Raw genomic sequence first — 25,239 nt, 5'->3', positions numbered from 1 at the left:
TTCAAGTATTTTTTTAGGTTCTACTCCTATTATTTTAGCTACTGCATAACTTGCTGCAATATTCTCACAATTATGAACTCCTTGCAGGTTTTTATTAAAAGGTACAGCATAATGCATAAAGCTTGATACAAGCGAATTTTGCAGGTCTCGCCTGTGCTCATGTATTTTTATACGCTCCACAGGCTTACCTTGAAATTCATCTTGTCTAAAACTTTCTGAATTACGCTGTAATTCAAAACTTATATCATCAAAAAAATTAGCGCTAATTTTATTAGCCACTACCGAAATACCGTTTTCAAGAATTTTAGTAACCGAAAAAGGAATTAGCTTTATACGCTGCTCTTGCTGCAATTTTATAAAGACTTCACGACAATAATCATTATCGATATTAATTACCGCATAACTCTCTTGATCCATTCGATCAAAGATCTTAGATTTTGCTGCAATATAGCAGGTCATATCCTGATGTCTATCTAAATGGTCGGGAGTTATATTAAGAAGCACGGCTATTTTAGCTGTAAAGGTTTTTACTAGATCTAGTTGAAAAGAAGACAATTCAAGTACATATCCATCCTTACTTGCTTTAGCTTGCAAAGCAGAAACTCCAATATTACCGGCAACCGGATAGTCTAAACCGCTACTATTTAAGATATGGCTTATTAAAGCAGTAGTAGTACTTTTACCGTTTGTACCGGTTATAGCTATAAATTTTAAGTTTTTTGATTTTGCAAATAATAAGTCTATATCGGAAGTGATTGGAATATTAAAATTTTTTGCAATATTGACTATCTCATGCGTTAAAGGAATTCCAGGACTTAAGACAATTGTATCTAAATTTTGCCATCTTGAATCAGATAAAGCAGCGATAGCGGTTCTACTATATAATTCTTCAAATATATCTCTATTTGCTTTTAAATCATCATAAACAATTACATCATATTTATTTTGCAATTCCTCGTAAACCGATATACCGGTTTTACCAAGCCCAAAAACACCTATTTTTTGTTTTGTATGAGAATTCATGAATTAATTTGAAAGAACATTGCAGTCTTAGTATTCAAGAACAGGTATATGAAGATCAACTTCAAAAAGAGCAAGGAGTTTATAAGTCGAGGAGCGGAGCGTATACTTAATACGTGAGCACCGCAAATCTTGTAAAACGACGTAGCCAATTTTTGAAGTTGATCGAGTATACTACTTCATGTCCTGCATTAATGCTTGTTCACCTTCATTAAATTCACCTTGTCCTTTTACATTACTGTAAGTTGTTTTGCTATGCCCAGGATCAGGTAAATAATAATGAGGCGGAACTTCTAGTGCTTTAGCACGCTGTACTTGATACTCATTAGGTCCAGCTGTTGATATACCTACGGTTTCTTTTAACTTTTTACTACAAGCAGAAGTAATTAATAAAACAGTAAATAATAAAAAAATCTTTTTCACTTAAACACCTATAAATTAAAATTATATTAGACTCCTTGCAAAATGAACTTCTAGAGGTAATTTGTACGTCAATCCGGTCCTCGAATCCTCACGTAGGTCTACTACGCTACGGTTCTGCGTTCCGTGTTTCCTTCAAATTCCTCTCTATAAGTTTAATTTTGCAAGGAGTCTATTTTATCGTTACCACCCTTATCGGTATTACGAATTTTTTCAGCCATAGCTTCAATTTGAACATTATCATAATTCCCTTTAGCCTTTTCTTCAATAATTTTTTTAGTACTATAATAATCTTCTATTAAGATAATTACTCCTATTGTAATAAAGCAATCAGCTAAATTAAATACGGGGAAGCTATAATTCTGATAATGAAAATGGATGAAGTCAAAAACTGCTCCTCTAAAAAATCTATCAATTAGATTACCAACAGCTCCGCCGATTACAAAGCTATAACCGGCAAAGCTTCCGATCGTTTTTGAACGTATCATCAAATAATATAAATAACAGACAATAATCGTGTTCGTTATTAAGAAAATAGCATTGCTATATTGATAATATTCATGCATTAGACCAAAGCTAATACCGTAATTCCAAGTATAAACCATATTTAAGAAAGAAGTAACCTTAAGCATTAAGCCCGGCTTCCATCTCAAATTATCAATAAACCACCATTTACTTAACTGATCAATAATCACTAAGGTTATGATTATACGACTACTACGAGCAAATGTGAGATATAGTTTTTTTAGTGGTGGGAGCATAATTGTAAATGTCATTCCCGCGAAAGCGGGAATCCAGAAAAAAACAACCTTAATATTAATACAAAATTATATATTTGATAAAATAAACCTATAAAAAACAAGTTTTTTATAGATTTTACTAGATCCCCGCTTTCGCGGGAATGACATAAGAGTCGTACAACACCCCAAGTTGATTACGGTATGACAAGGATTCACTCTACAATGAAACTGTGGCTGCTTTATCAGCTTGCAATTCCTTATCAAGCTTAACACTTAAAGTTTTTATTTCTGTTTTAAATTGTTTAAATTTCTCTAAATTTTTTCCGTTTAATTCTATACCCGGTGTTGTTTTAACTGACATAGGATTAACATGTTTGCCATTCATTTTAACTTCATAATGTAAATGTGGAGCTGTAGCTCTACCGGTACTTCCGACATACGCGATGATTTGTCCTTGTTTTACGATACTTCCCACTTTTAAATTTTTTGCAAAATTTGAAGCATGCGCATAAGCAGTAGATAGCATACCGCTATGTTTTACCTGAATAAATTTTCCATAACCCGACTTCCAACCTATTTCTGTTATAACTCCGTTTCCTGCGGAATATATAGGCGTACCGGTTGGAGCTGCAAAGTCAACCCCCTTATGCATTTTAGCATAACCGAGTATCGGATGCTTTCTATTACCGTAATGTGAAGAAACTTTTATAACTTTTAGTGGAGTTTTAAGTAAGCTTCTTTTTACGCTTTTACCGTCTTCGGAAAAAAATGCATGATTATTTGCGTTATTGTCATGAGAATAACGATATATATTATATTCTTTCCCTGAAAGATTTAATGAAACATATAGAATTTTACCGTGGTGGGAAAATTTACCGTCTTCCGTTACGTATTTTTCCGTTATTACGGTTGCAGTATCACCGCTTTTTATTTGACGCTGAAAATCGATTTGATAAGCATAAGCATTAATCAGCTCTATTATACTGTTATCCGATAAGCCCAGTTTTTTAAGAGCTGACATAAAATTTGCTTCAATACTTACCGACGATTTAGCAACTTTTTTACTTAAAGGTACTACAATTTCTTCAACTTTAAAATTATCACCTTCTCTAATTACTTCAATAGTTTTTAGCTTATCGATAATTATAACGATTTTATTTAACAATGCTACCTCTGAGGTTAAATCTTCATCCTCGTTTTCGGTAATTTTTGTTTCATATTCAAAAGTAATTTGCTGCCCTATTTTAAGAGCAGAAGATAATTTTCCCTCTTTTATTAAACTTACAATTTTGTCTATTTCATTTTTAGGGATATGTTGTTCTATCAAAATTGACTTTATAGTATCGCCTTTTTTTACTACTACTTCTTTAAATGAAATTGTTTCTTCTTCACTACTATCAGGTTGTACTAAAGTTATGGATAAAGTGTCGTTAACATAATTATTAACGGCAAAAGAGACAAAAACAACTAATCCTATAAATAATAATAAGGAGGCAGAGGTGAGGATTTTCCTGAGACGTGCACTAATAAAAGATGATGGTAATATGCCATTAAAATCATAAGATAGTGCGGTATCATTCATTAAAATTGCTTTGAAGATTATTTGAATCAATTTTTCATTACTAATAATAGTATGAACTATATACAAACAAATTACAATAGAAAATTGTAAAATTTTGTTTTATTTCTGTCTTATTAGTTTTTTATTGATTAAAATTTAATTTTTAATATAAGTTAATTTTCATTAACTTATATAGATAAATATTATGCCTAGACTTTTCCTATTTTTATTAATTTTTATAAATCTTATGTCCTGCTCATCTAGCCATAATACTGTCAAGTTACCCAAAATAGAATATTATGAGAATATTTCTTTAAATAAAAACTGTCCTATAAATAGTGAAATCTAGTAGGCGGTTGTTTTGATTTATTACATTACGGTCATATAGAATTTCTATGCAAAGCTAAAAAACACGGTAAATACTTAATCGTTGCTTTAGAGCCGGATGAAACAATTATTAAATATAAAAAACGTCAACCTATCCATAATCAATTACAACGAGCAAAAATTTTAAGTTCTTTCACATTTGTTGATAAAGTACTTATATTACCTAAACTAAAAGATTTTAATGATTACGCTCGGTTAGTGCAAAATATTTGTCCTTCTGTAATCGCCGTAACAAAGCACGATCCTCAGTTAATAAATAAATTCAAGCAAAATTAATAAATGCGAAAGTAATAGTAAGTTATTGACTTACTGCAACATCCTAATATAGGTACACTTTCTAGCTCAAATATTATTAAAAATATGTAGTTTTTACAAAAATTTATCGATTTTTACTTTAATAAAACTGTATATCCATTTATATTAAATATAAATAACTTTATATGTGCTATGATAAATATTATTAGACATCTTTCCAAACCAACTTATAGAGAGGAATTTAAAGGAGACACTTCTCCTCGAACCGCAGCGTACAAAAGCGTACGTGAGGATTCGAGTACTGGATCGACTTATAAATTACCTCCAAAAGCGAAATTTGGAAAGATGTCTATTGCTTTAATTTGTTTTTTGATTGTTAGTAGTAATTGCTTTGCTTCCGAGCCGTTACCTTGGCAAGTAACGTTCCAGCCACCGGCAAGTCCGATTATGAAGGAATTACATCATTTTCATAATTTTCTGCTTTATATCTCAACAGCTATTGTTTTATTTGTTGCCGGATTACTTGGCTTTGTATGCATCAGATTTAATGCAAAAAATAATCCCGTACCGGCAAAATTTTCACATAATGTTTTAATAGAAATAATTTGGACTGTAATACCTATAATAATTTTAGTTATTATTGCAGTGCCGTCTTTTAAAATATTGCGTCATGCCGAAAAAATACCCGAAACGGATTTAACTATTAAAGTAGTAGGTTATCAATGGTATTGGCATTATATATATCCTGATCATGATAATTTAGAATTTGATAGCGTAATGATTTCTGATGAGAATTTAAAACCTAACCAAAAAAGATTATTAGATGTTGATAATCGAATCATTATCCCTGAAAATGCTACCGTAAGGTTTCTCATTACCGCAGGTGACGTAATACATAGTTTTGCCGTTCCATCACTTGGGTTTAAAATAGACGCAGTCCCAGGCAGAATAAACGAAACCTGGACAAGAGTAGCTAAAAAAGGCGTATATTACGGACAATGCTCTGAACTATGCGGCATCCATCACGGCTTCATGCCGATTGCTATAGAAGTAGTAAGTAAAGAGGATTTCGACAATTGGATTGCAAGCAAGAATAAGACTACTATGAATGGCAAGAAGCCAAAATTGGCAGCTAACTAATTATATTTAGAAGTTCTATGGAAAATTATAATACAAAAATATCTGAACTAGATAAATTACTAAACGATATAACCGATTCTAATCGACATCAAGAAATTATTAAGTAGTGATGATTCAGCAGGTAAAGAAGCATGGTAATTTATAACGAAAGTATTTTATAAACTAAAACTATTATTTTAAATTTTTTAATATATGACTAACCACAACAACCCTTATCCCCATCTTTTTCCTAAACAAGCGAAAGAAACGATATTTTTAAAACATTTTATCCATAAATCCAAATATAATAGTCGGATCCAAATATAATAGTCGGAGATTACACTTATTACAATGATGCTAATCACCCTGAGAAATTATGAATATGAAAATGTTAGAGGAGCTTATTTTGTTAAATTGATTATAGGAAAATTTTGTGCTATTGCTATGGGTACTAGTATAGTATTGTTGTCGGTAATCCTGCAAAGATAGTACGCTATAGATTTCCTGATGAGATAGTTGAGCAATTACTTGAAATTAAATGGTGGGATTGGGATTATGATAAAATCACTCGGAATATTCCGGCAATTGTTGGAGCAGATATCGAAAAATTAAAACAGGCAGAATAATAATTATGGATATAACTACTAACGAAATTTATCACGATGACCACCACACCCCACACGGTTGGAGGCGATGGCTTTTTTCTACCAATCACAAAGATATCGGCATTATGTATATCATATTTGCCGTTTTTGCCGGAATTGTCGGAGGTTTGTTCTCACTGCTTTTTAGGTTAGAGCTTGCAATGCCCGGCGGCACTTTCTTAAATCATGATTTCCAGCTATATAACGTGCTTATCACAGCACATGCGGTTATTATGGTATTCTTTATGATTATGCCGGCTTTGTTCGGTGGCTTTGGTAACTATTTCGTACCTCTGTTAATAGGGGCTCCCGATATGGCGTTTCCACGCCTTAACAATATCAGTTTTTGGCTACTAGTTCCTGCTTTTCTTTTACTTATGGGATCAGCTTTTGTTGACGGTGGGCCGGGAACGGGCTGGACGCTCTACCCTCCTTTAAGTAATTTAAGCGGTCACCCCGGTGCAGCCGTTGATATGGCTATTTTCAGTTTACATTTAACCGGTCTATCGTCAATCCTTGGATCAATTAACTTAATCGTTACTATCTTTAATATGAGAGCTCCGGGAATGGGGCTTTTCAAGATGCCGTTATTCGTTTGGTCTATTTTAGTTACCGCATTTCTAATAATTCTTGCTATGCCGGTACTTGGTGGAGCTATTACTATGCTACTTACAGATCGTAATTTTGGAACTACTTTCTTTAAGCCTGACGGTGGCGGTGATCCTGTATTATTTCAGCATCTATTTTGGTTTTTCGGTCATCCTGAAGTATATATCGTAATACTTCCAGGCTTTGGTATAGTAAGTCAAGTTATTTCAACTTTTTCACGCAAACCTATATTCGGCTATCAAGGTATGGTCGGGGCTATGGTGATAATAGGCTTTGTTGGATTTATCGTATGGGCTCACCATATGTTTACTGTTGGGCTTTCTTATAATGCACTTATATATTTCACTGCCGGAACGATGATTATAGCAGTTCCGACGGGTATTAAAATATTTAGCTGGATAGCGACTATGTGGGGTGGTTCGATTACATTCCCAACTCCTATGCTATTTTCGATAGGATTTATTATATTATTCACGATCGGCGGCGTAACCGGCATAATCCTATCAAATTCGGCACTTGATAGAGTTCTACACGATACATATTATGTTGTTGCACATTTCCATTATACGATGTCGCTCGGTGCTTTATTTACGGCGTTTGCAGGCTTTTATTATTGGTTTGGCAAAATATCCGGTAAACAATATCCGGACATTTTAGGCAAAATTCATTTTTGGATTACCTTTATAGGCGTTAATTTAACTTTCTTCCCGCAGCATTTCTTAGGTCTTGCGGGCATGCCAAGAAGAATACCGGACTACCCTGAAGCTTTCGCCGGCTGGAATATGGTTTCGTCGATAGGAGCAGGTATTTCTATGTTTGCTGCCCTTTATTTTGTATTTATCGTTTTCTATACGCTAAAATACGGCAAAAATTGTCCAAACAATCCTTGGGGAGAAGGAGCAGACACATTAGAGTGGACACTTACCTCACCACCGCCGTTCCATACTTTTGAAACACCACCGCATATTGAGGGGTAATAGTGGCTTTGCTGAGTGGATGCCAAGTCATCATTGCGAGGAGTTGCGTTAGCAACGACTCGGCAATCTCATAAGATAATATAAAAAAAACTCCTGAGATTGCCACGTCAGCATAAATGCTGGCTTGCAATGACGGGACCTTTATGAACTATCCAGTACTATGAAGAATGACATAGCTGACAGAAAAATAATAAAACGATAATAAAATGTATAAAAAACCGATAATAGGTGTTACACCTGATTTAGCTCAAAATTGTGCAAAATATACTTACGCTGCTTTTCCATGGTACGCCTTGCGAAGAAACTATACCGATGCGATTATTGCAACCGACGGTGTACCGCTATTATTACCTTATCAAAGTGATACAATAAATCAGCTTATGGAACTTGTTGATGGTGTTGTAATGCCAGGCGGTGATGAGGATATACATCCTAAATTTTATGAGCCGGAATACGCCGAAGATGTAGTAGTTTCCAATGAAGAACGTGATAATTTTGAGATATTAGTTTTAAAGAAAGCATTAGAGAGAGATATTCCGGTTTTAGGAATATGCCGAGGTATGCAGTTATTAAACGTTATTTTTAAGGGTACGCTTATTAAACATATTCCTGATTATATTGAAACTGTAATTAATCATACACAACTTTCGCCTAAAAACATCGTTTCGCATGCAATTAATATAGAAGCAAATACTAAACTTGCTAAAATAGCTAATAATCAGCTACAAACTATGGTTAATTCGACTCATCACCAGGCTGCTAAACAACTTGGTAATGATCTTATCGTATCTGCAAAAGCAGAAGACGGTATAATTGAAGCCATTGAATCAACGAAACATAAATTTGTTATCGGCGTTCAATGGCATCCTGAATATCTTAACGATAATGGAGTAGATTTAGAATTATTTAAAGAATTCGTAAAAGTTAGTAAGTAAATATTAGTTTTTAACATCATTAGATGAACATATTACAAACGCTTTATTATATTCATATCCAAGCGGCCAACAACATACGGAATTTTTAGAGCATTCATATACGAAAGTAGAACCTCTACCATTGTCTTCTAGTTGATACTGACCAATAAATTACAGGTCCACATTGTTCTTGCCAAGCATTGTTCTTGCCAAGCAATTGAATATTTTACCCGATTATCTTGCACATCCCATTGTTGTAAACAGCCGCTAATAATACAATTCATTTCAGTCACAAATAGTTTAACCAATTTTTGTATTACCAAATCTTCTTGTTGTTCTACTTGTATATTATCACAATAAGCTATATGTGAGTTTAAATTATTAGCATAAGCTCTTGATGTTATAGAGAATATAATAGTAAATAATATAATAAAAATTTTCATATGATACCTTATTTATTAAATTTAAATTAATATATTTTAAGGTACTTAATAAGAAACTAATAATCAAATATTATTTATTGTACTATATTATCATTTTAAATAAGATTTCGGACCTTTGATCTGCTATATTATCGTCAAAAACATTATTTATGACTGCTGATTATTCTTTTTTGAAAAGTTTTGCTGAGTATATCATTGATAAATTAGGTAAAGGTACAGAAGTTCAAATAATATTGCCTAATAATTTCTCATGCCTAGAATTAAAGAAGATTTTAACCGATAAATATAAAATTAAATTACCTATCATTATTCCTTTTAATTCTCTTATTTCAAAAAAAACCGATTCGGATTATATATCTAAAATAGAAGAATTACTTATTTTATCATCCATTATCACCGAATATAGAGAATTACCTTTTAATAAAAATGAATTATTAAAAACTGCAGAACTTTTAAGAAAATTGTTTAATGATCTTATAATCAATAATATCGATATAAAATTAATTGAAGTCTATAACAATTCTAACTATTGGCAAAAGATTTATAAATTTCTAGAATATTGCTTTTTAAGATGGCAAGAAGAAATATCGTTTACTCAAAAACAAACTAAAGCAGTTTATAAATTAAAGCTATTACAAGAAGAAATAATAAAAATAAAAAAGGGACATAAGCAGGTAATACTCGCCGGAATATTCAAGCCTAATGTTTTTTTAAAAAGATTTAAAGAAGAATTAAAGGATTACATAATTCACTATGATCCTGCCTCCAAGCAGATTAGCGATGGTATATCTTATTATGAACCTAATGACATTTATGAAGAAACTAAACAAATAGCTTATATATGTAGCCGTAATAAAGACAGACGGATTGCAATCGTTACAAATAATAATAAGCTTAAAAGAGTATATTGTAATTTTTTAGATAAATATGAAGATCTACTAGGTAATGACTTAAGACTTACTAATATAGGTGAATTACTAACTTCCATTATTAAAATATTATGTAATAATTTTGATTTAAAACTTCTATTTTTATTACTTAAAAATCCTTTAATTAACTGCCCTACTGTGCAGCAGTTAGAGTTAATGCTATCTAATAAAAACCGTTTTATATCCTCACCGAAATATTTATTGCAATTACAATTTGATAATGAGGATATAAGAGAGTATTGCCGTAACTTAATAGATATTTTATTTACCGATACTCCACATAATATACAAGCTATTCTAACCTTAACTAAAGAAATAACTGAAAAACTTTTGCCTACTATTTGGGAAAAAGAAGGAGGAGCAGAACTACTTGAGTTTTTAACAAATTTAACCGCATATAGTAAATATATAAATTCAACGGATAAAAAGGATTTTCCTAAAATTTTTTCTTTTTTATTTTCTAATATCAAATATTACAAAAATACCGACGCTGCTAGTATTATTATAGGACGGCCTGAAGATTTAGCATTATGTGAATTTGACTTAATTATATTACCGCATTTTAATAATGAAAACTGGACACTTAGTGCTAAAGCTCACCCATGGCTTAGCAAGAAAGCCTTGCAGATACTAAATATAGATTACGATGAAATCGCCCCTACTCTATATTCAGATTACTTCAATTTATTTCTACAAAATAAACAAATAGTTATACTGAATGCTAAGAAATATGATGGGAAATTGTCAGTGCCGAGTAATTTATTTTTGAAGCTAGAAAAAGGTTCTGTGTCACCCCATGACTTGATCACGGGGTCCAGTAATTATATGGATACCGTGGTCAAGCCACGGGGTGACAAGAGTATTGAGCTCCACAGCCCCTCTTTCCCGACCACCTTATCAGTAACCGAAATAGAAACATTAATAAGAAACCCATACGGTTTTTATGCTAAGAAAATTCTTGGACTACGTAAAAAAGATCATATATGGGAGGAGCCTAAAATATCGGATTTCGGTAATTTGATTCATAAAGTTTTAGAGGAATATTCTAAAAATTACGACAAACAATATATTAATTTAAATTTGCTTGATAAACAAAATGCTTTAATAAATATCGGTAATCATATTTTATATAGCACTATTTTACCAAGCTACACAAAAAAAACTTGGCAAATAAAACTCACGGCCTTCAGCAAAGCTTTTATTTTATTTGATATAGAACGCCGAAAAAACTGCAAAGAAATCTATTTTGAAACCAAAGGGGAGTTACGGCTAAATATTGTAGGTCAAGATATAAAAATAATCGGTATAGCTGACCGAATTGAAATAAGTAAATCAAACGATATAACTATACTAGATTATAAGACCGGTACTATTCCGACTAAGAAAGAAATAGAGCTTGGACTCTCTCCGCAACTTATCATAGAAAGTTTGATGTTACTAGAAAACGGATTTACGAAATCTAATTCTCTGTCCCTTTTATGTCATCCCCAGCCCCTTTTGTGTCATTCCTGCGAAAGTGGAAATCCAGTTATGAATAACAACATTACTATCGCCTACGTAAAAATAACTAGTACCGAACCTTATGTGCACACAACGGAAATAGCTTTAAGCATTAAGACTTTAAATAGACATAAAGCAGGATTAGTAAAATTACTTGAACATTATATTACAAATAAATTCTTTTCTTATAATTTGAATTTATCAAAGTATAATGATTATTTGCATTTGAGTCGATAGGCTAATTATGTCATTCCTGCGCAGGTGCATGGGTGTCAACTTAAGACTCGATGTCATTCCCGCGTAGGCGGGAATCCAGTACTTTAAAACTTTTTTTAAAGCTCGATTTATCTCGCTTTACCCTAGGATTCCCGCCTACGCGGGAATGACATACACAAACCATGCAACAAGGCTTTCAGTCGTTCGCAATGACAGCTTAGCAACTGCTCGCAATAGTGCTTACAACCCCATCACTAACTTAAATTCTTTACTTTTAATAATCTTACTATTCGTATTATAAATAATCGGATCGTTAATTTTTTCATGACCGAATCTATTTGTTTTAAATACCGGTATATCTAAACTATCTGCAAAATTACGCAGCACTAACATTGTGGCATCAAGATCTTTACCAAATGAACCAAATATTATAGCCTTAACATCCTCAAGTAACCCTGCTTGCTTTAAGTGTAAAAGCTCACGATCTAATCTAAAAGGAGCTACATTCACATCTTCTAAAAAAAGAATTTTGCCCTTAGTCTTTATTTGCCAACTCGTTCCTATACTAGTCTGCACCATAGTTAAGTTACCGCCTGTTAGTTTGCCGTTAACAAGATCACTTGATTTTGCTATATCGTTAAGAGGCACTAAATTATCTATAGTAACCTGCTTTACTTTACCTTTGAATATTTCAGCAAGCTTGGTAAAATTACCTTGATCTTGTTCCGGCTTTAAGAGATCGGCTATATTGCTGCCGTGAATAGTTTTCCAGCCCCATTCTTGTGATAGAAAAAGATGTAACGCCGTTATATCGCTATATCCTATAAAGAATTTCTCTTTATTTGGTTTTGATAGCTTTAGTAAATCGGGAATTATTCTCGCAGAGCCATAACCACCTCGTAAACTCCATACTATATTATCAGACTCATCAAATAATGCATCCCGCAGGCAATTAAATCTTACTTCATCGCCACTTGCAAGAAAGGGTAGCTTACCTTTAGCAAAACACTTAGAAGAAATTTGTAAATTTAGTCCATTAATATTTTTTAAATCCGACAAGGTTTTATTATCCGCTCCTGTTGCCGGAGCAACAACAGTAATAGAGATATTTTTTAGACTATGACCAGCAGAAAAAGTTGATATTGAAAAAAATAATATTATTAGTAAAGATATATTTTTAAGAATCATGAATATAATTGATAGGTATTGTTATATGAACAGGTAAACCTACTATGTCATGCCGTGGCTTGACCACGGCACCCAGTCTTTATTTTATTTTTTCTAGATACCGTGGACAAGCCACGCTATGACAGAGGCAAGCACTGGATTCCCATTTTAGCTAGGGATGACATAAAAGGGAACAGAAATGACATAGAAAATGAGAATAACCTTAAGAAACTATTCTAAATAAAAAGCATCATCATCACCGGTAAACTCTACTGCTTTAGCCTTGATTTGGTCAATAGTAAGGCCACTATATTCTACAAACCAACCTAATAAAGTATCGTCCTGACCAAAAGAATTAATGTTCTTAACAACAGTTGCTTTATCTATATTACCTTTCTTCATATCATATACAAGCTTTAATGCTTCTTTTTGTGCTGGTAGTTCATGAGTATTAGATAGTGCTAAAGTCTTTACTTTTTCTCCAAGTTTATTCGCCGAAGCCTCTGATATTTCATTATCTTCAGATTTATCAGTTGAATTTTTGCTTATTCTAAGGTTTTCTATTTTAGGTTCAACAAGCCTTGTCCATAGCTGGTCAGTTGAACTACAATCACAATCGGCTAGATATTTTCTACCTTCTTCTCCAGTTTTTACAGCATTATCAAAAAACTCTTTAACTATCCACGTATTGTTAAATTTGTTATAAGCAGCTTTTATGAATAGTTCTAAATTATTAGAACCTAAATCTAAGAATTTTTGTTTAAGGTCCATAGGGATATGACTTTTTGTATCTAGCCATGTTTGCATTCCTGATAATATTTCTGACATTACCTTATTAGTGTCTTGTGTCGGTACAGTAATATTATTACTCTTAATAGTAGCCTCAAGTGCATTTTTAGTACTAGCATCCAAGTTAGATACTAAGTTTTCATACTGGGCTGGATTACTTTTAGCTTCTTTTAAAGTGCTTACTATTTTCTTAAATCTTGGTACTATTTCTGAATGACTACCCGTAGTGCTTGTCATCCAATCCCATTTAAAATATTCAAACCCACCGGTAGCATGATTTGGAACTTCAACATGTGCAAATTTATGGTCATATCTAATGCCGATTACATTAAGATCGTTTTTATATTTCTTTACTTGAATATCGGTATCATTACGCTGTTTTTTAAAGTGTTGCTCTAATTTTTTCATACTCTCCTCCTTAATTCATATTTTTAATTAGTGTCCACCATATTACTATATGTCAAAATAAAACACTAATAAAAATTAACTTTTTGCTATATCACAAGCATGTAAGTCACGCTTAAAGTACAAACTACTATTCTTATTTAAGATTACCCGATAAATCTGAACATTTTCAAGTACTCTTTGAACGTAATCTCTTGTTTCTCGATAAGGTATAAGTTCTATCCAATCAATAACTTTTCTTGTATCTTTTATATCCCTTGGATTACCAAACCTATCTATCCATTTTACTACATTATGACTTCCGGCATTGTAAGAAGCAATGGATAGAATATAAGAACCTTTATGATCATCTAATAATTTTTTGAAATGATGCGAACCAAGTTTAATATTATATACCGGATTTCTAGTTAAGTCTGCTACATTACATTTAACATTTATGGATCTTGCGGTATCACAAGCAGTACCTTTAATAAGTTGCATGAGACCCATAGCATTTGCATAACTTACTGCTTTATGATCAAAAACCGATTCTTGTCTAATTATTCCATAAGTTAAATGAGGTGGGATAGGCAAACCTACTAGATTATAAGGAGTTGGAAAAGCACAATCCAGAATAAAAGCATTATTTTGGGCGGCAATTTTTGCCACCTCAACCATATGATTAGTATTATTATTTGCTTTAATAATATTCGCAATTATTTGAATTTCTGCAGAATTTTTAGTGTTTTTCATTGCTGCTTTGGAATATATCAGGGCTAAGTAGTTTTTATTATATTTAACCAATAACCTTATTGCTTTAATAATCTCTTTATTTTCTATAATTTTCCTTTCTTCAGAAGTTATTACGGGAATAGGAGGTAAAACTAACTTTGTCCTATTTAATTCAATATTTGCTGCCTGCCCATAAAAGGTAAAAGAATATTTAGCTGCCTGCTCGTAAAATTTTCTAGCCGTTTGCTTATCGCCTTTTGCTGCATAAGTACGACCGAGCCAATAAAACCCACGTGCCAAACTAATCGGAGTCTTAACAACTTTAATAAACTTATTAAAATGTACTAATGCTTGATCAGGCTTTTTTAAAAAACTTAAAGAAAGCCAGCCCGCAAGCCACTCCTGCTCCCTTATAGTTTCAGGACAAGTAGCAAAAGGAAGCGTTGCCATTCTATAGCTATTAGCAAAATCTTTGTAATCGATGAATTCACGAGCATAATAGGACTGAATACGACACCATTTAGCAAAATGTTTACGGTTATTTTTAGCTTTCTTAAACAAAGTAATAATTTCCTTTGTCGGCTTTTGCATTTTTTTAAAATCTAGATAACGATATAATAAGCCGGAAGTATAGTATTTTTCAGGAATACTTTTAAAAAGCTTTTCAGCATTTGGCGATTTACCTATAATCGCAATTTGGACTTTAAAAGAATTACGGTAACCTTGATCTACATATTTCAGGGATTGCTCAGCAGATCTAATATCATTTTTCCATAAATGTTCTTCTATTCGCTCTAAATGATCACTTACAGTTAAATATTTATGCCACTTATTGTAATATGCATTTTCTTCTTCAGGAGTGAAATTGGCGTATACCCAAGCCCCTTTAATAATAGGTAGTAATATCTTCTGATCTTTGATTAAACTACTTGCAGCTGCCGCATAAAATTTATAACCTTTGCCGGTAAGAGGAGGATGTTTACTAAACCAATCAAAAATTACTTTTTTATTTGTATTATTATTTAGATATTCTTCCGCTCTTTCTTCAAGCAGCTTATTTTGAGGCCAATCCGGGTTATTGCATAAAAACCTTATTACATGTTCAAAACTATTATCTGAATATTTATTATCTAAATATTTCTGAGAAAGTACAATTTTTGTTAAAATTTTATTATTTACTTCTAGAGCTAAATCTTCAGCTTGTGACCAATTTTTTTGATCGATATAGGTAAAAACTTGCTTAACATTATCTACAGAATCAGAATGAGCATTTATTTTCAAAGCTAATAACAAGAATATAGAAGTTAATAATTTTATTGTGATTTTCATAAGTTTTATGATTTGTTGCGTGGATACCTAATAGTCATTACGAGCTACTAAAAGCGTTGTTGCATGGCTCGTTTATGTCATTCCCACAAAAGCAGGAACCCAGTAAAACCTATAAAAAACTTATTTTTATAGGTTTATTTTTACCTAATATGTAATTTTTGTATCAATATTAAGGTTATTTTTTCTGGATTCCCGCCTACGCGGGAATGACATAGAGACCAACTAAACACCCGTAGAACCAAAGCCACCGCTACCACGCATCGTTTCCATAAGACTACTACTTTCTTCCCATAATATACGGTCGTACTTTGCGATTATCATCTGTGCAATTCGCATGCCTTTTTCTATAATGAAATCTTCTTTACCGAGATTAATAAGAATGACCTTTATTTCACCTCGATAATCTGCATCAATAGTACCGGGTGAATTAGCAACCGTGATACCGTGTTTAACGGCAAGACCCGAACGGGGTCTTATTTGGGCTTCAAACGAATCCGGTAGTGCTATAGCGATACCTGTTGGAATTAGCTGTATTGCGCCTGTTTTTATTGTTATAGGTTGCTCGTTTGCAGCTATTAAATCCATCCCCGCACTATGCTCTGTAGCATATTCCGGCAGACTGCCGGAAAAATTTTCTAGTTTTTTAATTTTAACTTGTGTTATTGTCATATTATTTCATATCAAATTTATCGTTAATAATTTTATTTTCTACCGCATCAATTAAAGAATTAGCAAGATTATCGGTTAATATCTTACTTCCCATACCAAGTTTCTTTTTAAGCCAAGGTTGCTTAGCACACAGATATTGAAACTTAATATTATCACCGAATTTTTCTTTCATTACGCTATACATATCACCTATGCCGTCAATTAAGCCGTAATCAAGCGCCGTTTGCCCTGCCCAAAATTCACCGTTAAATAAAATTTCGTCTTGCTGAGTTAACTTCCCTGCTCTTCTTGTTTTTACATATTCTATAAAATGTTCATAAACCTGCTTTTGCAAATCTTTGATAATTTTAAGATCATCTTTATTAATAGGTTTAAACGGATCCAATACTGATTTATTCTTGCCTTCCGTATAGACTCTTCTCTCTATCCCAAGTTTATTAATCGCTTCATGAAAACCGAATCCGCTTGATACTACTCCGATACTACCGATAACCGAACTTGGCAAAGCATATATCCGGTCACCACTACAAGCAAGCCAATATCCGCCTGAAGCCGCCATATCTTCAATAAAACTATAAATTCTTATCTTATTTTCTTTAGCAAGGTCACGAATACGTTTTGCAATAAGTTCAGATTGTACCGGAGAACCGCCGGAAGAATTAATAATTAAACATAATGCTTTTAATTTCTTTATTTTAAAAGCTTTTTCTATTAGTTCATTTAATGATTCTAACGTAAGTCCCGATTGCATAGTACTTACTTTACCGATAACACCGCTAAGGCGTAAAACGGCAATCACCTCTTTAGAATTACCAAAAACCGAAGCAAATAATTGATCTAATTTACTTATCTGCCGTTTGGTTATTATCTGATCAAATTCAGCATTCGCCATAGTTGATTTATTTACTTCATTCATTAATTTTACTCACTTTTAATTTAATATACTCGTTTAATTTGAAAAATTGGCTATGTCGTCTTATAAGATCTGCGGTACTCACCTATTAAGTATACACTCCCTGCTCTTTTCCAAATTACACTTCGTCTATTTACTTGGAGTTACTATAGCATCCTTTTTTATTGGCGGCAAAGGCTTAGCCGGTTTATTCAGAGATTGCTCGTTATAACTATTTTTAGGTTCAGGATAATTTCCAGGAATGGCAGCTAAAATAGTATCTCTAACTTTTTCGTCATACCAATTTGTATTGCCGACAAAGCTAGTTACTATTTTGCCGTTTGGGTCTATTAATATACTAGTCGGTAAACTAACAACCCCTAAGGCTTTAAATAATTCATTTCTATAATCATGATAAATCGGCAAATATCTTATATGATAGCTTTTAAAATATTCTTTCACAACTTTTATGTCTTGATAATCTTCTGAAATCGGAATTACTGAAAAAGGTAATTTCCTAAAATCTTTTTGCAACATATCAAGATCAGGCATTTCTTTGACACAAGGAGCACTCCAAGTAGCCCAAAACACTAACAATATAGTTTTTCCTTCAAACTGATCAAGAGAATATTGATTTTTTTCTTCATCAAAAAAAATTATATTATCAGGAACGCTTGAACCTCTTAAAAATGCTAATTTATCCTTAGGCTTCTCATAGAGCTTAGCATGAATTTTAGGAATAAAAATTATTATAGATAATAAAAATACTATAATATATATAAGATATTTATTATAATTTCTTAAGGTCATATAATAATTTATAGTAATGAAGACATTTTATTTATTCGTATTAGCACTTACATTATGTAGTTGTGGTATAAAAAAGCCTTTAGAAGCACCGCAGAAAGAGGCAAAACGTCATTGCGAGCAATCGTAGACTGTATGGCAATCTCGTCAAATATCCTGAGATTGCTTCGTCAAATTACTTCGTAATTTTCCTCGCAATGACGTACTGTATCAATACCTCTTAAGCGTCGTACCTTGCAAAACTAAGTCAAAACAATAAGACGACATATTTTCTTGCGGTTCGATCAATATCGGATTTACTTCACCGCACTCATTATCACACATATTTTGATCAGATAAGTCTAAGCGTGTTTCGAGAGTAGTAAGACTAGGATGCTCTATTCTTATATTTGCACTTCTCAAATAACGAGAAGATTTATAAGGCAACATGCTAATAAAGTAATATTCTCCTTTATTATTAGTAGTAGCAATACCGGAACCGGTAAAACTTGAATCGCTTTTACTTGTAAATCTTCTTTTATCAACTCTAGTTTTTAAAGGTTCGTAAGGATATTTACCTCCGCTTCCTGCTTGCCATAAATAAACTTTAGCATCCGCAACCGGCACGCAATTTTGATCTAATACTTTTCCTTTAATTAATATCCTTTCACCGTAAAATTTTGATAATCTTCCTGTTCTACGTAATAAATTATTAGTAGTTTCAAAAACTTTCGGTTCATAATCATTAAATATATTTCTAGTAATTTTACAATGATTAAGCTTATTAGGGTAAGTTTTAGAAGCAGCAAATATGTTTAATGTCCATAAACATAAAAAACAAAATATAAATTTTTTCACTTTTCACCACTATATTTATAAAATTCTGCATCTAAATTTAAATTAATTATTTTTATTAATCAAATTATTTTTATTCTCATTTGATTATTAAGTAATTGATTGTTATAGTAAACTTTGTTATACTAAAATATTATATATATGCAAAAATTTTTATCTTTAATAATTGTAATTCTAATACTTTACAATATAGTAAAGTTAAAAATATCTCCCGACAACAATAATCCTACAACTGTAGAGCAAACGGCTTCAAATAATTCATCTACCGATGAAAACCAAACTAGTATAAATAATGAACCCCCTATTTCATTAAACGGTAACTTATTTGAACGTACGGTTTCAAAAATAGTAATAAATGCTCTTAAAACCGAAGAAGGGAAAGCATTTTTTGAAAATATTTTACAACCGTTAAATGGACCTATCAATCCTAATAATTACACTATTGAAGTACGTAAGGATTTAGTAAAAACACTGTTCAAAATTAATACGCTCGGTAGCGGTAATATCGGTCCCGCTTCTTGCGGACATGTAGTTACCGTATTTTATCAAATATCAGATATGAACAATACTTTAATATCTGAAGATACTAAGACTTTTACTTTAGGCTCTGCTCCTGTAATGCTTGGCTTAGATAATGTAATAATCGGTATGATGGTAGGAGAAGCACGAGAAGCTATTATTCCGGCAAAATATGCCGTTAATAATAGTAATAATATTATCTTCGATGGTGCTTATAATTATAAAGTTAATGTAATTTTAAAATCCATATTACCGCAAAATTTTGTTAAAAGTAATGAAGTTAAAATTTATGACGATGAGATAGCTTATCGTGTTCCTTTATTATGTGGTGAAAAAGTAAGCTTTAATGCTAAAATTACTCGCTTATCAAACGGTAAAATACTATATGATTCAAAAGCAAAAGGACAACAAATAGATATGAAAATCGGCGATATTACGTATCCTTTAATTTTTTCTTACGCCTTGCAAGGTAAAGTAACGGTTGGAACACGCAGTGTTATTGCTGAAGGCAAAACATTTAAAACTTTAGGTTCTAACATAAATAAAATTCTTTCTCATGAATCGTTACCGATAAATGAATATCTTTTGCTTGAACTAGGAGACTTTAAACAAAATTAAATAAATATGAAACAAAATAAAATTCAAAGACAAAAAAATTATATTTTATTATCTATCCTTGTCATAATGATAATAATTGTATATCTTATAGCATTAATAAAAATTGCAGGATAAATTTTGTAATTATTAAAAATTTAAAACTCAAATTAAACGAGTATATAAGCATCTTACTTTAAACTTTAATTATAGTATGGAAATTATTAAAAAAAACAAAAATATTATTATATTAGTAGGTTTAATATTTTTAGCAGTAATTATTTATATCTCTACAAGTAAGAGTTCCGATAATAAAACAAACGATAATATATTAGAAGTAAAGATAGCTATACAAGATCATAAATTTGTTCCGAATATAGTTGAAGTACCAAAATCGACTAAGATAAGGTTAATTGTTCATAATGAAGATGATACGGTAGAAGAGTTTGAAAGTCATGATTTACATCGTGAAAAAATAGTTATGCCAAATGAGTCAATACATATTATACTTGCACCTCTCAAGTCCGGAAAATATGAATTTTTTGGAGATTTTCATCAAGATACGGCTCAGGGTTTTATAATTGTTAATGATTAGATAAAAAATATGTTTAAAATTGCTTTAGTAGTGTTTCGTGAATGTTTAGAAATATCCTTATTACTTGGTGTAATACTTGTCGTAACAAAACAAATAGAAAAATCTCGTCTTTATATTATTGCTGGAGTCATGCTTGGAGTAGTATTTGCTTCAATTTTTGCATTTTTTACACGTAAATTATCTTTATCTTTTGGCGGAATAGGCGACGAGTTATTCGATTCCGGAATTATGATACTAATAACAATTCTGATTAGCTGGACAATAATATGGATGCAAGGTTACGGTATAAAAGTAAAGCAACATATAAACGACTTATCAGTAAAAATTCATGAAGGTAATGCCAGTTATTTCATGTTGTTTTTTTTAGTTGCCACTACTATATTACGAGAAGGTGCAGAAATTATTATTTTAGTATATAGTATATCTTCAGTTGAAACAATATCAAGCAGTATTTACTTGCAAGGAGTGATAATAGGTGCTACAAGTGGCTTCTTACTTGGTTTAGTAATATATTTCGGTTTCATTAAGATTGCTAATCAAAAATATATTTTTAAAATCTCTACCGTATTATTAATGCTAATAGCAGGCGGATTTGCAGCAAGTGCTGCAGGTATTTTAACCTCTTCCGGTCTAGTTATGTTTTTATCCGATCAACTTTGGGATAGTTCATGGTTAGTAGCAGATAGAAGTATGATAGGTAAAATCTTACATATTGTTACCGGTTATATTGCAAGACCTAACGGGCTACAAGTACTGGCTTATTTTACTACTATATTACTGATAAATATTGTCATACAAATAAAATTAAGATATTCCAAAAATAACTTAATATCAGTACAAAAAAATGAATCAAATTAATTTTATCAAAGAGAACAATTAAATTAAATATGTTAAAACTTTTATCAGAAATTGGTCCGGTAATAGCATTTTTTGCAGGCTTTTTTTATGGAGGCGGTATACAACACGCTACTCTTTATATGCTTATTACCTCTGTTATTTGTATTACCCTTTGTTATATTATAGATAAGAAAGTATCCAAGCTTTCTATTATTTCTACAACTATTTTATTAGTTTCGGGAAGCATTACTTTAATTAGCGGCGATTCAATGTATATAAAAATCAAACCTACTATATTATATGTTATTTTTGGAATAATATTTCTCATGAGCGGTATAAGAAAAAATCCTTTTATCAAATATGCTTTAGAGAGTATAGTACGTCTTAAAGAAGAAAGTTGGATAACCTTAAGCTATAGAACAGCGACTTTTTTCTTTTTTATGGCTGTAGTTAATGAAGTAGTTTGGCGTAATTGCTCAGATGAAACATGGGTAAAATTCAAAGTATTCGGTGTAATACCTATTACTTTTATATTTATTTTACTGCAATTACCTCTTTTATTAAAGAATAAATTACCGGATAGTAAGATATGATATATAATACCTTACTATTTTTACTTTATGTCATTACCACGTAGGCTTTGTTGCATGGACCGGTAAAATCCACTGTGTCACCCCGTGGCTTGGGACCACGGGGTTCATACAAACAATTTAAAATACTAATAATATTAGTATTTTAAGCTGGATCCCTGCTTTCACAGAGGTAACACCGATGGCTTTTTAAAAATTGTCCGGTATTATAATAAACAAACAGTTAATTCTTGAACAAATACAATCTTTTTAAAAATCGTAGGGTACTATTGTTATGATATTACGAGTTCTAATTTTTATAGCTCTTTCTTTTAGTCTATCTGCTTGTTTACCTGCTATTTTTACCGCAGCAACCACTACCGGCATTGTTGCTTCAAAAGATCAACCAATGTCTGAAACATTAAATGATTCAAGGATTTCTGCCAGCATTAAAGCTGATTTAGTAAAAAATAATTTTAGAGATTTAGGTACTAAAATAAAGGTTGAAGTATCACAAGGAAGAGTATTATTAACAGGAAATATTCAAAAAGAATCTGATGCGTTAAAAGCCGTAGAAATTGCTTGGAATCAAAAAAGCGTAAAAGAAGTTATTAATGAGTTGAAAGTAAATAAAAACAGTAATCATTTTGACTTAGCCCAATATACTAAAGATAGTATTATAACCACGCAAATTAAAGCTAAAAATTTAGTCAAAAAAGACATTAAATTTGCTAATTATACTATTCTAACTATAGATAATATTGTTTATTTATTTGGAGTTGCAAGATCAGAAGAAGAGCTAGAAAAGCTTGCTTCTATTGCATCAAAAATAAAAGGTGTTGAAAAAGTTGTGTGTTACGCTAAAATAATGAATAACTTTAACACAAATAATGATAATAGTGAAGAATCATAAATTCAAATTAGACCTCTTGCAGAACGAAGCTAATAAAGAAAAATTTGAAAGAAACACGGCACGTAGCACCGCAGCGTACACTTTAGTACGTGAGGATGCGAGTACCGGATTGACGTATACCGCAGATATTTCAAAAGTTGAAAATCAAATAAGTGGTGAGCCTGCACAGCGTATAAAAATACGTGAACACAGGCGAATCCCGAAATTTGACGTACCAAATCTTGAAGTATCAAAGGTATACAAATTACCTTTAGGAGCAAGTTATGCAAAGGGTTTATTACTTTTGTTAATTTTTTGTTTTGGTCTAAGCGGTTGTAATACCTCAAAAAGATTACCTTATTCCCACAAATATTCTTACAAAGAATTATCAAAAGATGATCCTTATAATCTAACTTATAAAGGACATTATAAAGTCGGTAAAAATTACAAAATAAAAGGGAAGACTTACAAACCTCACAACCCTAAATCTTTTACCGAAACAGGTTATGCCTCATGGTACGGTGGACGTAAAGACGGTTTTCACGGTAAAAAAACAGCTAACGGCGATAGATTTAATAGAAATTTATTAACTGCTGCACATAAAACTCTTCCGCTCCCTTGCTTAGTTAAAGTTACCAACAAAGCCAATAATAAAGCAGTAATTTTAATGGTTAATGATAGAGGTCCTTTTAAGAAAAATCGTATAATAGATGTTTCTCAAAAAGCGGCTGAAATTTTAGCATTTAAAAATCAAGGTATAACTAAAGTAAAAATAGAATATTTACCTAATGAAACTGAGAAATTTCTAAAAAATATTAATCTAAAAAAACCACAAAGTAAAACTTTAGCTAAAAACTCTAAAAAATCTTCATCTACTAAAGTTACAAAAAACAATAAATGTAGCGTTAATTGTCATATAAAACTTGTAAATTTAAAGTATAAATTGGCAGTAAATCCTTAAAAGATGTGTGAATATTAAATCGTCAGTAGTCGTAGGCGTTGTTGCATGGCTCGATTTTTAACGTCATTGCGAGGAGCAACTTAAGTTTCGACGAAGCAATCTCAGGAGTTTTTGTATTACCTCATGAAATTGCCACGACCACTTTGTGGTCTCGCAATGACGATACATATCAACTACGTATATTCTTTTTCTTTATTATTTTTGATTTAGCTTTTGTAGTAGATTTATTATGAGAGGCAAGCTTGATTGAAGGTTTAGGGACTATAGGCTTAATATTAAAATGCCGATCTAGCAGCCCCATCATCTTTTGATCACGAGATGCGGCACTTTTACCGCCTGTAACAACGGCAATCAATGATTTACCGTTCCTAGAAGCAGTAGTTACTAAATTATAACCTGCCGGTGTATGAAAACCTGTTTTCATCCCTTCTGCACCTTGATAATTTTTAGTAACCCTATTATGTCCGTTTACTACGTTTCCACGAAATACAAAGCTGGTTTTAGCAAATAACGGATAAAATTTAGGATAATCTCTCTTCAAAGCCATAGCAAGTTTAGCCATATCTCTTGCGGTAGTTTGCTGCAATGGGTCATGCCAACCTGAAGCATTTTTAAAATAGGTATTCTTCATACCGAGCTGTTTAGCTTTAACATTCATTAAATGAGCAAAAGCTTTCTCTGAACCTTTCATGCCCTCAGCAACCGTTACAGCAGCATCATTAGCAGATTTTATAATTAATCCATTAATTGCCTCTCGAACGGTTATAGTTTCCCCTGCTTTTAAACCCAGCTTACAAGGCGGCATTTTTGAAGCTTTTGCTGATACAAGTAATTTTTTATCTAAAGGTAACTTACCGGCTTCAATTGCTTCAAACATTAAGTATAGAGTCATTAGCTTAGTTAAAGAAGCGGGGTAAATCCGAATTTGTGAATTA

At 31.9% G+C, this 25,239-nt stretch carries 23 protein-coding genes and 2 pseudogenes; 12 read left to right on the top strand and 13 right to left on the bottom strand.

The genetic code is table 11. The features are described from left to right. The 4 genes from murD to O6R16_RS06465 all read right to left on the bottom strand — a co-directional run. Positions 1–1,023, bottom strand: a 1,023-nt coding sequence (gene murD, locus O6R16_RS06480) for a UDP-N-acetylmuramoyl-L-alanine--D-glutamate ligase (protein ID WP_499680497.1), incomplete at its 3' end; no start/stop codon positions are given. Between the two features lie 171 nt (positions 1,024–1,194). After that, positions 1,195–1,443 (bottom strand): DUF3035 domain-containing protein, encoded by a 249-nt coding sequence (locus O6R16_RS06475; RefSeq protein ID WP_499680496.1) that lies wholly within the window; start codon positions 1,441–1,443, stop codon positions 1,195–1,197. A 152-nt stretch (positions 1,444–1,595) separates the two neighbouring features. Beyond that, positions 1,596–2,201: a signal peptidase II gene (lspA, locus tag O6R16_RS06470; RefSeq protein WP_499680498.1), complete on the bottom strand. Its 606-nt coding sequence runs from the start codon at positions 2,199–2,201 to the stop codon at positions 1,596–1,598. 196 nt (positions 2,202–2,397) lie between these two features. Continuing rightward, a complete protein-coding gene (locus O6R16_RS06465; RefSeq protein ID WP_499680495.1) occupies positions 2,398–3,762 on the bottom strand; it encodes a M23 family metallopeptidase in 1,365 nt (454 codons plus the stop codon). 226 nt (positions 3,763–3,988) lie between these two features. On the opposite strand from O6R16_RS06465, the pseudogene O6R16_RS06460 reads away from it, so the two are divergent. The 5 genes and pseudogenes from O6R16_RS06460 to O6R16_RS06440 all read left to right on the top strand — a co-directional run bounded on the left by O6R16_RS06460 (position 3,989) and on the right by O6R16_RS06440 (position 8,667). After that, positions 3,989–4,404, top strand: a pseudogene (locus O6R16_RS06460) (adenylyltransferase/cytidyltransferase family protein). 171 nt (positions 4,405–4,575) lie between these two features. Continuing rightward, positions 4,576–5,523: a cytochrome c oxidase subunit II gene (gene coxB, locus O6R16_RS06455; protein WP_499680494.1), complete on the top strand. Its 948-nt coding sequence runs from the start codon at positions 4,576–4,578 to the stop codon at positions 5,521–5,523. 192 nt (positions 5,524–5,715) lie between these two features. Further along, positions 5,716–6,128: pseudogene (locus tag O6R16_RS06450) on the top strand (LbetaH domain-containing protein). Positions 6,129–6,133: 5 nt separating this feature from the next. Continuing rightward, complete coding sequence (ctaD, locus tag O6R16_RS06445) at positions 6,134–7,732, top strand: cytochrome c oxidase subunit I (RefSeq protein WP_499680493.1); 1,599 nt, start codon at positions 6,134–6,136, stop codon at positions 7,730–7,732. A 206-nt stretch (positions 7,733–7,938) separates the two neighbouring features. Next, the gene (locus tag O6R16_RS06440) at positions 7,939–8,667 is read left to right on the top strand and encodes a gamma-glutamyl-gamma-aminobutyrate hydrolase family protein (RefSeq protein WP_499680492.1); all 729 of its coding nucleotides are present in this window, start codon (positions 7,939–7,941) and stop codon (positions 8,665–8,667) included. Positions 8,668–8,795: 128 nt separating this feature from the next. Here O6R16_RS06440 and O6R16_RS06435 read toward each other — a convergent pair whose 3' ends face one another. After that, complete coding sequence (locus tag O6R16_RS06435; protein ID WP_499680491.1) at positions 8,796–9,089, bottom strand: hypothetical protein; 294 nt, start codon at positions 9,087–9,089, stop codon at positions 8,796–8,798. A 149-nt stretch (positions 9,090–9,238) separates the two neighbouring features. Between O6R16_RS06435 and O6R16_RS06430 the strand changes: the two genes are divergently transcribed. Then, entirely contained in the window at positions 9,239–11,755 is a 2,517-nt protein-coding gene (locus O6R16_RS06430) for a PD-(D/E)XK nuclease family protein (protein WP_499680490.1), read from the top strand. Positions 11,756–11,974: 219 nt separating this feature from the next. Here the strand turns inward: O6R16_RS06430 and O6R16_RS06425 are convergent, their stop codons facing one another. The 7 genes from O6R16_RS06425 to O6R16_RS06395 all read right to left on the bottom strand — a co-directional run bounded on the left by O6R16_RS06425 (position 11,975) and on the right by O6R16_RS06395 (position 19,340). After that, the gene (locus O6R16_RS06425) at positions 11,975–12,922 is read right to left on the bottom strand and encodes an LD-carboxypeptidase (RefSeq protein ID WP_499680489.1); all 948 of its coding nucleotides are present in this window, start codon (positions 12,920–12,922) and stop codon (positions 11,975–11,977) included. 210 nt (positions 12,923–13,132) lie between these two features. Beyond that, positions 13,133–14,098 (bottom strand): SrfF family effector protein, encoded by a 966-nt coding sequence (srfF, locus tag O6R16_RS06420; protein WP_499680488.1) that lies wholly within the window; start codon positions 14,096–14,098, stop codon positions 13,133–13,135. A gap of 75 nt (positions 14,099–14,173) precedes the next feature. Beyond that, on the bottom strand, positions 14,174–16,135 hold the full coding sequence (locus O6R16_RS06415) for a lytic transglycosylase domain-containing protein (RefSeq protein ID WP_499680487.1): 1,962 nt from the start codon (positions 16,133–16,135) through the stop codon (positions 14,174–14,176). Positions 16,136–16,357: 222 nt separating this feature from the next. Beyond that, positions 16,358–16,804: a dUTP diphosphatase gene (gene dut, locus O6R16_RS06410; RefSeq protein WP_499680486.1), complete on the bottom strand. Its 447-nt coding sequence runs from the start codon at positions 16,802–16,804 to the stop codon at positions 16,358–16,360. A gap of 1 nt (position 16,805) precedes the next feature. Beyond that, complete coding sequence (locus O6R16_RS06405; protein ID WP_499680485.1) at positions 16,806–17,720, bottom strand: S49 family peptidase; 915 nt, start codon at positions 17,718–17,720, stop codon at positions 16,806–16,808. Between the two features lie 126 nt (positions 17,721–17,846). Then, a complete protein-coding gene (locus O6R16_RS06400; RefSeq protein ID WP_499680484.1) occupies positions 17,847–18,506 on the bottom strand; it encodes a TlpA disulfide reductase family protein in 660 nt (219 codons plus the stop codon). 207 nt (positions 18,507–18,713) lie between these two features. Continuing rightward, on the bottom strand, positions 18,714–19,340 hold the full coding sequence (locus O6R16_RS06395; protein ID WP_499680483.1) for a dioxygenase family protein: 627 nt from the start codon (positions 19,338–19,340) through the stop codon (positions 18,714–18,716). 138 nt (positions 19,341–19,478) lie between these two features. On the opposite strand from O6R16_RS06395, the gene O6R16_RS06390 reads away from it, so the two are divergent. From O6R16_RS06390 to O6R16_RS06365, 6 genes are all read left to right on the top strand, one after another. Next, positions 19,479–20,474 carry an FKBP-type peptidyl-prolyl cis-trans isomerase gene (locus O6R16_RS06390; protein WP_499680482.1) on the top strand — a complete coding sequence of 332 codons (996 nt, stop codon included), beginning with the start codon at positions 19,479–19,481 and terminating at the stop codon, positions 20,472–20,474. Between the two features lie 190 nt (positions 20,475–20,664). Then, positions 20,665–21,045, top strand: coding sequence for a cupredoxin domain-containing protein (locus O6R16_RS06385; RefSeq protein WP_012719649.1), 381 nt, complete (start codon positions 20,665–20,667; stop codon positions 21,043–21,045). A 9-nt stretch (positions 21,046–21,054) separates the two neighbouring features. Beyond that, the gene (locus tag O6R16_RS06380) at positions 21,055–21,903 is read left to right on the top strand and encodes an FTR1 family protein (protein ID WP_103896987.1); all 849 of its coding nucleotides are present in this window, start codon (positions 21,055–21,057) and stop codon (positions 21,901–21,903) included. A gap of 29 nt (positions 21,904–21,932) precedes the next feature. Beyond that, positions 21,933–22,475 carry a septation protein A gene (locus O6R16_RS06375; RefSeq protein WP_499680481.1) on the top strand — a complete coding sequence of 181 codons (543 nt, stop codon included), beginning with the start codon at positions 21,933–21,935 and terminating at the stop codon, positions 22,473–22,475. A 271-nt stretch (positions 22,476–22,746) separates the two neighbouring features. Then, positions 22,747–23,364 carry a BON domain-containing protein gene (locus O6R16_RS06370; RefSeq protein WP_499680480.1) on the top strand — a complete coding sequence of 206 codons (618 nt, stop codon included), beginning with the start codon at positions 22,747–22,749 and terminating at the stop codon, positions 23,362–23,364. After that, positions 23,342–24,304, top strand: a complete 963-nt coding sequence (locus O6R16_RS06365) for a septal ring lytic transglycosylase RlpA family protein (protein ID WP_499680479.1) — start codon at positions 23,342–23,344, stop codon at positions 24,302–24,304. Before O6R16_RS06370 ends, O6R16_RS06365 begins: the two co-directional genes overlap by 23 nt. Positions 24,305–24,473: 169 nt before the next feature. Here the strand turns inward: O6R16_RS06365 and O6R16_RS06360 are convergent. Continuing rightward, positions 24,474–25,239, bottom strand: a 766-nt coding sequence (locus tag O6R16_RS06360) for a D-alanyl-D-alanine carboxypeptidase family protein (RefSeq protein WP_499680478.1), incomplete at its 5' end; no start/stop codon positions are given.

It is taken from the genome of Candidatus Rickettsia tasmaniensis (assembly GCF_036857515.1).
GTDB lineage: Bacteria > Pseudomonadota > Alphaproteobacteria > Rickettsiales > Rickettsiaceae > Rickettsia > Rickettsia rickettsii.
This window is presented reverse-complemented; position numbering and strand designations above follow the sequence as displayed.